We start from the raw sequence: 10,167 nt of genomic DNA on the forward strand, positions 1-10,167 counted from the left end.
TTACTTACTATAACCACCATAGATATCAATGGAATCGAAAAAAGATGACCCCTGTTCAATACAGAGATCATCTTTTAGAAGTAGCTTAGGCTTTTTTAAAATGTCCTTTACAAAGGGTACACTTTAACTAGCAGGCATTCCTTTTTATTTTTAACGGACTAATAAAAACACTAAAAATGACAAAGGGAATCCGATCAGGAAGCCCCATCCGATCTGCTGTTTATGACGGAAAGGCACTTTTCTGACGATGAAGGAGAGAATATGGGCAATGATGACAAATACAAATGCCCATATCAGCTGACCAACGACAAATACAAATAAATAGGACAGGATCGATTGATTATTCAATACAAGTGACAGCCCGAATCCTAAGGTCAAGGTTAAAAAGGTGATTCCCATCAAGATATAAGGAAGCCACCATCGACGCGATTTTAACGTGAAAAGGACGCCGAGAAAAACATTGCTTACCAGGATCAGGTTTACTAAGATGTCTGGTTCCATATGATCTACCTTCTTTTTAAGTTTAAGTCATTATTTTAGGAAAGAAATGCGCACATACCCTATTTCCTTATCCGTACCCATTGAAACGAGGTAAGTTTTTACAAAATGGCCTGCTTGTCTCTCCTGAAATATCTTTCTATACTAGCAATTCTCTTTGAATTTTTTCAAGTGATAACATGAAGCTTCCATAAATAGTCAAGTGGTTAGTTTCCTTGAGTACTTCGTTGTGTTAAAGTTGGGAAAAAGCATGTCGGAAGCAAAAGCCAAGGGAGGAGAAGGTTTCATGTATATCGTTCATTCAACATTCGTCGTCCCAGTTGAGAAGGCGGACGAAGTCATATCAATCTATCATTCACGGTCGGGTCTGGTGGATGAAGCAGAAGGGTTTCATCGATTCCTCCTTCTTCAAAATGAAAAGAAGCGGGGAGAAATCACCGTGCATATGGAATGGGAAACAAAAGATCATTTCATGACCTGGATTCAAAGCGAAGACTACAAGCGGATTCATGATCTTGAAAAAAAGTACCCTGATCAGGAACTTGCATCGATCATCCCGTCTATTGATAAGTTTAAGGTGGTGGCCTACTGATGGAAAATAAATTCAAGCCGGTCATTGACAGGGCTGTAATGAAACTCTATGAGCGGTACCCGGAACTCGGGGAACGATTCGGAGAAGTGGGGAAGCAGAAATGTTACGAGGACAATGTCCATCACTTTAATTACCTTCAGACTACAGCTGCTGCAGGCGATGAAAAGGTCTTTATCGACTATGCACTATGGTTGAATAATGTGTTGATCAGCAGAGGCATGAAATCCGATCATCTAATCGATAACTTTGTATGTTTGCTGGAAGCTTTGGCTGAAAGCGGCAGCGAAGAAGCTGAAATTTTCCAGCATTATTTGAATGCCGGGATCCGGGCCATCCGGGAGAATGATTTAGCACAGCAGCTGGAAAAAGAATAACGCACAACTACATCGGAGACGGAAAGTGTCCGGTGTTTTCTTTTTTGAAGCTGGATTTCAATTTGATCATCCTGATATGGTACAATCAGTAGAGTCTTAATTAGCAAGCAGAAAAGGAAGATCGTTATGAGTAAAAAAGCACCTGTTCAAAAGAATGATTATATAGATGAAGCCTATTTTGAAGATTTAACACATGACGGCAACGGAGTGACAAAGGTGGACGGCTACCCTTTGTTCGTTCCCAATGCCCTTCCCGGGGAAGAAGGCAGGGTAAAGGTTGTTAAACCGAGTAAAGGCTACGGCTTTGGCCGGTTGGTGGAACGTAAGAAGGAAAGTCCGCATCGCCAAGAGCCGCCTTGCCCGATCTACAATGAATGCGGAGGCTGCCAGATTCAACATATGACCTACGATGGCCAGCTGCAGGCAAAAGAGAAAAATGTGCGGGATGTGATGCAGCGGATCGGAAAGCTTCATGACGTGACCATCCATGAAGTACTTGGCATGGAAGAGCCTTGGCGATACCGTAACAAAGCACAGGTACCAGTCGGGGAAAAAGACGGAAGGTTTGTTGCAGGCTTCTATCAGAAAAGAAGTCATGAAATCATCGACATGGATAAATGCATCATTCAATATGAAAAAAATGATGAAGTGATCCAGCATGTAAAAAATACTTGCGAAAAGCTGGGAATCCGTCCTTACGATGAAAAGAAACATAAAGGGACGCTCCGCCACATTATGACCCGTACAGCATACACAACGGGGGAAGTCATGGTGGTACTGGTGACTAGAACACAAGAGCTGCCGCATAAACAAGAAATCATTAAAGAGCTTGTTGCAAACATAGAAGGGTTAAAATCCATCGTCCATAATGTGAACGGTAAAAAAACCAATGTCATCATGGGTGACGAGACACATGTGCTATGGGGCGACGAAGTCATTCACGATATGATCGGAGAAGTGAAGTTCGCGATTTCCGCACGCTCCTTCTATCAGGTGAACCCTGAACAAACAAAGGTATTGTATGAAAAAGCGTTGGAATACGCAGACCTTAAAGGAGAGGAAACCGTAATCGATGCCTATTGCGGAATCGGCACAATCTCTCTTTTCCTAGCCCAAAAAGCCAAGAAGGTGTTCGGCGTTGAAATCGTGCCGCAGGCAATCGCGGATGCAAAACAGAATGCCGTACTAAATAATATGGATAATGTTGAATTCAAAGCAGGGCCTGCTGAAGTCGTCATTCCTGAATGGTATGAAGACGGGGTAAGCGCGGATGTACTTGTAGTCGACCCGCCGAGGAAGGGGTGCGATGAAGCACTTCTCAACACGATTCTTTCCATGAAGCCAAAGAGGGTAGTGTATGTTTCCTGTAACCCTGCAACTCTTGCCCGTGATCTCAGAATTCTCGAAGACGGCGGCTATAAAACAAAAGAAATCCAGCCGGTGGATATGTTCCCGCAGACGATGCACTGCGAGGCAGTCGCCAACATCGAACTCGTTTAAAGTGCAGAGCGGCCTAATGGCTTCTCTGTATTTTTTTATGCTTTTAAGCAGTATGGAACATGGGATTTAATTTGGAATGGCTGACGATTAATCTTTATGGAGTTTCAGCCTGCTGACATTTAATCCGTCTTGTCCCCTTGTGATTTTTATTGAATTCACTTTGTCAGGATTTAAGACAGTTAAAAGATACTGGATCGATTTTAAAGGATCCACCGTATATCCGCACGTATATCCGTCTAGAGCAGCAAATCCTTTTTCCGGATACGTATGAATGGAAAGGTGACTTTCTGAAAGAACAGCGAAAAGGGTGGCTCCGTGAGGGTCGAATCGATGATAATCAATGGATAGCAGCGTTGCACCGCTCACCATGGCAGCTTCATGCATATGTTTCTTTAGAAACGCAACATCATTGAGCTTAGCGAAGTCTACTCCCCAAAGATCGGCAATGATATGTCTTCCGAATGTACTGTATTCCAAGTGACTTCTCCTTTCTGTAAGAGTTTACTTCAGAATATGTACGAGCCGTTACTTTTGCCCGAAAAATGGTTGTAATTCTGTGAAATTCCACCTTTTAATTGGCGTGATTGTTATCCAAAAGGGTGTTTGACCTGTATTATTGTTAGGCTTTTACTCTATTTTTTCTCAAGTACCTGAAATGGAAGAACTCATGGGTGGCTCTGAAAATAAAATAGAATAAGAATGCAATAATACCAGGGAAGTGAGATCTATTGGGAACACATCATGATAAATCTAATAAGATGACAGGTAAGGAAACGTACGGGGATGACTGGGACCGTGCAGGGCTGAAGGAATTACTGGCTGGGGGCCATGACAGTCTATATAAAGGAAAGAGCAAGTTTCAGGACATACAGGTCATAAGTGCCAAGGATATCAGGCTGTATTTAAATGAACAGCTGCAATTCAGTTCATTGGATGAACGGATCTACCACGAAGCTTTTGTCCATGTGCCTTTCACACTTGGGAAATCCATTCAGTCAGTACTGGTTCTGGGAGGTGGAGATGGACTTGCCCTGCGCGAAATCCTGAAATATCCCAACGTCAAAGAAGTTGATTTAGTGGATATCGATGGCAAGGTAGTGGAGCTTGCCAAACAGGTCCCTGCCCTTGCGGAATTAAACGAACAGGCATTTTTTGATAAAAGAGTCACGGAGCATATCGAGGATGCCAAAATATTTATTGGGAAAAATAAGAAAGTTTATGATGTCTTGGTCATTGATTTTCCAGACCCGACAAATGAACTGATGGCAAGCCTGTATGCTAAGGAACTATTTGAGAAGTTCTACAGCTGTTTGAGTGACGATGGGATCCTCGTATGCCAATCAAACGCTTTGGATGCAACCCCGACCGTGTTCTGGAGTATCGGATTGACACTTGAACAAGCGGGATTCCATACTAAACAATACCATACTATCATCCCCTCGTTCGGTGACTGGGGATTCCAATTGGCTGCTAAAAACGAAATCACGCTGCAATTCCAGAAGATCAATGTCCACCATCGAACCCTGCCCAAAGAGTTATCAACACTATTCGCCTTTACTCCCGCCTACGAAAAATTCAAAAAGAACGCCATCGTCAATTCAGAGTCAAACCTGAGGCTGCATGATCTATTCAGGGAAGAAAACATTTAAAGAAAAGGGGCGGTGAAAGATTATTTCACTATGATATAATAGGGAAAATAAAAGTAAATCATTTAAGTCGAGGGGAAAGACATGTATCTCACAATAGCAGAAACAGCAGAATACCTATCCCTGCCCGAATCCTATATTGAAATTCTGATCCAAGAGAATAAAATCAGAGCGGTCCATGACGGCGATCAATATTTGGTCTATCGCGAACAATTCAACCAGCACCTCGAGCAATTGCAAAAAGCCAAGAAACAGCTGGCCGAATACCTCAGTGAGCCGATTCCGGACGATCCGGATGTTAAAGATGAGGATTGATACCGGCTGGTTGATGTGAATAGGATCTTTATGTTCACCGGATTTAGCGTTTGCAGTTCATACGCCCTTGAAGCAGGTTGTCCAATTGAAACAAAGACCTTTAATAAAGCTTGTTTTTGCAGCGTGAAAAATGAAATTCAAGCCCAAGTTAAGTGGGATTAATGGTGATTGGGACATGTATCGTTGCAGGGAACGGGTGAATCCAGGTTAGATCAAGACTCTGACTATGGAATTGTGCCGGCTTTGAAATAACTGAGCTGCTTGTCGAAAAATCTCTGGACAAGGCAAACCCACTCTGAGTCGAACGCTGGGGTCAAAGAGTACCCAATCCCATATCCAAACCAATATCCAAACACAAATATAAACTATACCCAGTCAGGAGAATAATATGAACGGCCAACAACGAGCAAATATCAAACCAGGAATCCAAGTCGAAATCGTACTGAAAAAAGACCAGCGCACAGGTAAGCTGACCAGTGGAGTCGTAAAAGATATTCTCACAAACTCAGCGAATCATCCTCACGGCATCAAGGTGAGACTTGAAGACGGACAGGTAGGCAGGGTAAAGAACGTCCTCTGATTGAGGAAATCGAGTTTACTTGTTTAAAGCATGAGGGTGGGACAAAAGTGTTTAGTCTAAGTAAAACCCGAACTAATTTGCCTTCTTACAGGCAAATTAGTTCGGGTTTTTATTTTGTTCAATGTACATTTAGATTTTAGCTCTTTCCAGCGGTTGATTGGAGTGCAAGACGAAGACTCCTGCGGGAAAAGTAGCTTATGTGAGACCCCGCAGGCTTGCCGAGGAGACTCACGGGCTACCCGCGGAAAGCGAAGTCTTGCACGGAAATAATTAGCGGTATTAAGAAATACACTGAAATTGTTCGTCTTTATGTCGTGGTTTATTAGTTTTGTCCCTGCCCCATTTTTCTAATAGGATGGTCCGCCAAGTCTTCTGTTGTGCCAGGCACAAAACAGCAGATTTGTCCCTGGCACAGCAGATTCACTGCATCCCCCAAATTCAACCGCAGCCCCACTAACCTTCCCAATACATAAACCAAAAACCCCAAACTCCCTAATAGAGTCTGAGGTCTCTGCATAACACCTATTTAACTAAACAGCTTTGGCAATTCATTGATCATCGTATAAACACCCATATAAGCCATGGCAGCGACGATGAGGAGACCGAATACAGTCATCCATATCGGATGCTTGTAGTCACCGACGATTTTCTTCTTGTGTGCGGCGAACAGCATGACGCCAAGTGCGATCGGCAGGATTAATCCGTTCAGGGCACCGACCAGGATCATGACGGCGACAGGTTTACCGATCGATACAAATACCAGGGTAGATATAATGATAAAGCCGATGATCAGCCATTTGTGGTATTTCTCCAATAGAGGGCTTAATGTGCGAATGAAGGAAACGGATGTGTAGGCTGCTCCGACAACGGATGTGACGGCTGCGGACCACATGACGATTCCGAACATTTTATAGCCGATGTTTCCGGCAGCGAGGTTGAAGACCGATGCCGGCGGATTGGAAGGATCGATCTGGAGGCCCTGTGCAACAATTCCAAGCGAAGCCAGGAATAAGAAAATCCGCATGAGCGAAGCGATCCCGATGGCAGATACAGAGCTCTTCGTAATTTGCGGGAGGGCTTCCTTTCCTGTTATGCCTGCTTCCAAAAGACGGTGACCACCTGCAAACGTGATGTACCCGCCGACCGTTCCCCCTACAAGTGTGATGATGGCCATGAAGTCAATCGTATCCGGCATGAATGTCTTAGTAACGGCTTCCTCTACCGGCGGGTTGGAGGTGAACATCACATATAATGTGAGGATAATCATCAAGAAGCCAAGAATTTGCGCAAACTTGTCCATCAGTCTGCCTGCCTCTTTGAAGAGAAAGATCCCGACGGCTGCAAGTCCGCTGAATAATGCCCCCATCTCCGGTGATATGCCGAATAAAACGTTCGTTCCGAGGCCCGCACCGGCGATGTTTCCGATATTGAAGGCAAGGCCGCCGGCGACGATCAATATTGCCAGAAAGTAGCCCAGCCCGGGCAGCATGTCGTTTGCGATGTCCTGTGCCCTTTTTTCGGATACGGCGATGATTCTCCAAATGTTTAACTGTGCACCGATATCAATGATGATGGATATAAGGATAACGAATCCGAAGCTTGCTGCCAATTGCTCTGTAAAGACCGTAGTCTGGGTCAGGAAACCCGGTCCGATTGCCGAGGTGGCCATCAGAAAGGCTGCGCCAAGCAATACACTGATATTTGATTTTTTCATGAATATATCTCTCCTTGCTGCAGGTTCTATGTTGGTTTATCTGAGTTTTAATGCAATCCCTTGTTTAAGATGGCGCAGCTGTTTTTCCCTATTTAAAAGAAGTCTCTGTGCATTCTCATGAGTGATGTCAGTAAAGGAAAGCTCTTCCCCCGGTTTTGTCTGGGCGATCAGAGGAAGATCAACAGATGCGACTTGACCGATACGCGGATATCCCCCCGTAGTTTGTCTGTCTGCTAACAAAATGATGGGGTTGCCGTCAGATGGCACCTGTATGGTTCCGAAGGTCACTGCTTCTGAAATCATTTCAATGTCTTGTTTCATAAATAGTTGAGTTCCTTGTAAACGATACCCCATCCGATCGGATTGCGGAGATACCTTGAAGGCTTTCCCGAAAAACGATTGCCTGCTTTTTTCGGTAAAGAGATTGTACTCCGGTCCCTTAATCACTCTGATAGCTTTTTGGGACTGGTGGATGGCAATGAGTTCGGAGGAAATCGACCAATCGATTTCTGTATACGTTTTATTCTCCAAATAAGGAATCAAGTAGTCCATAATATCTTTAGAATCTTCTTGAAGAGGTCTTGATTCAAGAGTGTCCCCTTCTTTTAAACTTCGTCCGTCAAGTCCGCCGATACCAGCCCTTAAATAGGTGCAGCGGCTCTTCATGACTGAAGGTACATCGATTCCGCCCCCAATGGCAAGGTATGCCCGTGCCCCGTTTCTACATCCTCCAAACTTTAAGGTGCTGCCCCTTTTAACAAGGATGGAACGCCACAGGGGAACCGGATCCCCTCCAATGGAAGGAGACAGATCGCCTCCACATATTGAAATCAGGCAGTTCTCTTGAAATTCGAGAACCGGCCCGGTCAAGGTCATTTCGAGGACTGCTTCATTTTCATCATTCCCTACAAGCCAGTTGGAAATTCGGTGGGCAACCGGGTCCATGCTGCCGCTGACGATGACGCCATATTTCTGAAGACCGTATCTTCCAAGATCCTGTACAGTAGAAAGGAGGCCGGGTTTTATAACTTTAATCATGCTTTATCCTCCATTTCTATAAATTCTCCTTCTGAGATGGAAACGAATTTAATCCGATCCCCAGCCTGAAGAAGGCTTGGAGTATCCTCGGATGGCCGGAATAAGGAGAGTGGAGTGCGGCCGATGAGCTGCCAGCCTCCAGGTGTTTCAATCGGATAGACGCCTGTCTGATCCCCTGCGATTCCCACTGATCCGGCCGGGATTTTTAATCGGGGTGATTTTCTTCTCGGAGTGGCTAAATCAGGATCCAAACCTCCCACATAAGGAAAGCCCGGGGCAAATCCGATCATATAAACAAGATAGTCCCCAGCCGTATGTTTGGAAATGATTTCTTCCACTGAATAACCGTGTGCTTCAGCCACTTCTTCTAAATCCGGACCGTATTCACCACCGTAGCATACCGGGATTTCCATGACTCTGGCGGGAGCGGAATCTCCCTTGAATTCATACGAAAGCAATTCTGTCAGGATGGAGCACACTCCCTCGTATGGAAGGATATCTTTTTTATGCTGTAAAATGACCATCGGATCATAATAAAGCGTGATTGTCGTAAAGGCCGGTATTATTTCGATGAGCCATCTTTGCGGGTTATTTTCAAAAAACGCAGTCACATTTTTTACTTTTTCGTGCGTGTCAATTTCAATTGCATCTCCTAATTGAATGACGACTGCGCAGTCCCCTAAAGGATATAAAGAGTAGTTCAAGTGGGTTCCTCCTTATACTAGTGTTGTATAATTATTAATTTATATAAATAAAAATTCTATTTTTGAATTGCAAGTGGAATTTTCTGAACTTTTGGTCATGTTGTCTATTATAGTATAAATTCAGAACTTTTCAATGCAGATGTTATCCGGGTGAAGGTGTTCAGGGAGTTTGAACTGCATAAATGGCTTAATGTTCAATGCATAAATGACTGTCAGCGGCATATGGAAGCGATAAATGGGAAGGAAAGTGAAAGGGAATAGAATGTAAGAAAATAGCAGGAATCTTTAGGGGGAAATCATATATCTTTTTCCTGGAATGTGCTATTATTTAGTAATTCGAAATAAATTCAGGAGCATCTAAAATGGATGATTTCTGTGAATAAATGAATATCAGAAAGGGGGATTTCCTGTGACGAAAATAAAAGAACCTCTATGGACAAGGTCTTTTATCATGTTAATGGTAGGAAATCTTTTTGTGTTTATGTCGTTTCAAATGCTGATTCCGACATTGCCTCCATATATTAAATCACTTGGCGCCTCAGGATTGGAAATTGGTCTGGTCACTACTTTATTTTCAATTGGGGCGGTATTATGCAGGCCGTTCATCGGGTTCATGCTGGAGTATAAAGACCGGAAGCCTCTTGTTGTCATCGGTGTGGTTTCACTGCTGCTCATCACTGTGATTTATCCATTGTCCTCCATAGTCGTGATCTTTTTACTGTTCAGGTTTGTACACGGACTTGCCTGGGGATGGTCGACAACAGTCAATGGCACAGCTGCAGTTGATGTCGTACCTAAATCCCGTCTCGGTGAAGGAATGGGTTATTACGGATTATCGATCACAATTGGAATGATCATCGCTCCAAGTCTCGGAATCTACTTATTCCAGGTCACTACATTCACGAATCTGATCATCACATCAAGTGTCCTCGGGGTCATTGCCATCATTCTTCTGGCGCTGGTTCGTTATCAGACGCCGGAAATCGTAAAGGAGACCAATAAAGAAGACCTTAAGTTCTCATACATGGGTTCCCTGGTGGAAAAATCAAGCTGGTTCCCTGCTTTCATCACCATCATGGTCACATTCGGCTATGGATCGATTGTAACATTCATCGTGATCTTTGGTGAAGAACGTGGAATACAGCATATCTTCTTATTTTATTTATTCAATGCAATCATGGCTTCCTTGTCAAGACCGATAGCAGG

General features: G+C 43.9%; 13 protein-coding genes. 8 read left to right on the plus strand and 5 right to left on the minus strand.

Going from position 1 to position 10,167, the window contains the following annotated elements; all coding sequences use genetic code 11:
* On the plus strand, positions 1-89 hold an 89-nt coding region (locus HP456_RS14860), incomplete at its 5' end, for an IS3 family transposase (protein WP_146159189.1).
* 61 nt (positions 90-150) lie between these two features.
* Here HP456_RS14860 and HP456_RS14865 read toward each other — a convergent pair.
* On the minus strand, positions 151-501 hold the full coding sequence (locus HP456_RS14865) for a hypothetical protein (RefSeq protein ID WP_172252442.1): 351 nt from the start codon (positions 499-501) through the stop codon (positions 151-153).
* A 283-nt stretch (positions 502-784) separates the two neighbouring features.
* On the opposite strand from HP456_RS14865, the gene HP456_RS14870 reads away from it, so the two are divergent.
* The 3 genes from HP456_RS14870 (at position 785) to rlmD (ending at position 2,964) form a co-directional block, all read left to right on the plus strand.
* Positions 785-1,090 carry an antibiotic biosynthesis monooxygenase family protein gene (locus HP456_RS14870; protein ID WP_172252444.1) on the plus strand — a complete coding sequence of 102 codons (306 nt, stop codon included), beginning with the start codon at positions 785-787 and terminating at the stop codon, positions 1,088-1,090.
* Positions 1,090-1,464 carry a globin family protein gene (locus HP456_RS14875; RefSeq protein ID WP_172252446.1) on the plus strand — a complete coding sequence of 125 codons (375 nt, stop codon included), beginning with the start codon at positions 1,090-1,092 and terminating at the stop codon, positions 1,462-1,464. The genes HP456_RS14870 and HP456_RS14875 overlap by 1 nt, the downstream gene beginning before the upstream one ends.
* Before the next feature lie 126 nt (positions 1,465-1,590).
* Positions 1,591-2,964, plus strand: coding sequence for a 23S rRNA (uracil(1939)-C(5))-methyltransferase RlmD (gene rlmD, locus HP456_RS14880; protein ID WP_172252448.1), 1,374 nt, complete (start codon positions 1,591-1,593; stop codon positions 2,962-2,964).
* A gap of 87 nt (positions 2,965-3,051) precedes the next feature.
* Here the strand turns inward: rlmD and speD are convergent, their stop codons facing one another.
* Positions 3,052-3,441, minus strand: a complete 390-nt coding sequence (gene speD / locus HP456_RS14885) for an adenosylmethionine decarboxylase (RefSeq protein WP_172252450.1) — start codon at positions 3,439-3,441, stop codon at positions 3,052-3,054.
* Between the two features lie 251 nt (positions 3,442-3,692).
* Here speD and HP456_RS14890 point away from each other — a divergent pair, with 251 nt between their 5' ends.
* The 3 genes from HP456_RS14890 (at position 3,693) to HP456_RS14900 (ending at position 5,505) form a co-directional block, all read left to right on the plus strand.
* Positions 3,693-4,613 (plus strand): spermine/spermidine synthase domain-containing protein, encoded by a 921-nt coding sequence (locus tag HP456_RS14890; RefSeq protein WP_172252452.1) that lies wholly within the window; start codon positions 3,693-3,695, stop codon positions 4,611-4,613.
* 81 nt (positions 4,614-4,694) lie between these two features.
* On the plus strand, positions 4,695-4,925 hold the full coding sequence (locus HP456_RS14895) for an excisionase family DNA-binding protein (RefSeq protein ID WP_172252454.1): 231 nt from the start codon (positions 4,695-4,697) through the stop codon (positions 4,923-4,925).
* A 388-nt stretch (positions 4,926-5,313) separates the two neighbouring features.
* Entirely contained in the window at positions 5,314-5,505 is a 192-nt protein-coding gene (locus HP456_RS14900; RefSeq protein WP_172252456.1) for a YwbE family protein, read from the plus strand.
* Positions 5,506-6,031: 526 nt separating this feature from the next.
* Here HP456_RS14900 and HP456_RS14905 read toward each other — a convergent pair.
* Genes HP456_RS14905 through pxpB form a run of 3 tightly spaced genes read right to left on the minus strand, consistent with a single transcriptional unit; the run spans position 6,032 to position 8,961 of the window.
* Positions 6,032-7,219 carry an NRAMP family divalent metal transporter gene (locus HP456_RS14905; RefSeq protein ID WP_172252458.1) on the minus strand — a complete coding sequence of 396 codons (1,188 nt, stop codon included), beginning with the start codon at positions 7,217-7,219 and terminating at the stop codon, positions 6,032-6,034.
* Between the two features lie 36 nt (positions 7,220-7,255).
* Entirely contained in the window at positions 7,256-8,257 is a 1,002-nt protein-coding gene (locus tag HP456_RS14910) for a 5-oxoprolinase subunit C family protein (RefSeq protein ID WP_172252460.1), read from the minus strand.
* The gene (gene pxpB / locus HP456_RS14915) at positions 8,254-8,961 is read right to left on the minus strand and encodes a 5-oxoprolinase subunit PxpB (RefSeq protein ID WP_172252462.1); all 708 of its coding nucleotides are present in this window, start codon (positions 8,959-8,961) and stop codon (positions 8,254-8,256) included. Before pxpB ends, HP456_RS14910 begins: the two co-directional genes overlap by 4 nt.
* A 451-nt stretch (positions 8,962-9,412) precedes the next feature.
* On the opposite strand from pxpB, the gene HP456_RS14920 reads away from it, so the two are divergent.
* Positions 9,413-10,167: MFS transporter (locus HP456_RS14920; protein ID WP_172252464.1), on the plus strand; the 755-nt coding region annotated here is incomplete at its 3' end.

Origin of the sequence: Bacillus haikouensis (assembly GCF_013179555.1) — a bacterium.
Lineage (GTDB): Bacteria > Bacillota > Bacilli > Bacillales > Bacillaceae_B > Rossellomorea > Rossellomorea haikouensis_A.

Excerpts from the sequence above, each read along its gene's own strand:
- HP456_RS14865 (WP_172252442.1), bottom strand. The coding sequence starts at position 501 with ATGGAACCAGACATCTTAGTAAACCTGATCCTGGTAAGCAATGTTTTT.
- HP456_RS14870 (WP_172252444.1), top strand. The coding sequence starts at position 785 with ATGTATATCGTTCATTCAACATTCGTCGTCCCAGTTGAGAAGGCGGAC.
- HP456_RS14875 (WP_172252446.1), top strand. The coding sequence starts at position 1,090 with ATGGAAAATAAATTCAAGCCGGTCATTGACAGGGCTGTAATGAAACTC.
- rlmD (WP_172252448.1), top strand. The coding sequence starts at position 1,591 with ATGAGTAAAAAAGCACCTGTTCAAAAGAATGATTATATAGATGAAGCC.
- HP456_RS14895 (WP_172252454.1), top strand. The coding sequence starts at position 4,695 with ATGTATCTCACAATAGCAGAAACAGCAGAATACCTATCCCTGCCCGAA.
- HP456_RS14900 (WP_172252456.1), top strand. The coding sequence starts at position 5,314 with ATGAACGGCCAACAACGAGCAAATATCAAACCAGGAATCCAAGTCGAA.
- HP456_RS14905 (WP_172252458.1), bottom strand. The coding sequence starts at position 7,219 with ATGAAAAAATCAAATATCAGTGTATTGCTTGGCGCAGCCTTTCTGATG.
- HP456_RS14910 (WP_172252460.1), bottom strand. The coding sequence starts at position 8,257 with ATGATTAAAGTTATAAAACCCGGCCTCCTTTCTACTGTACAGGATCTT.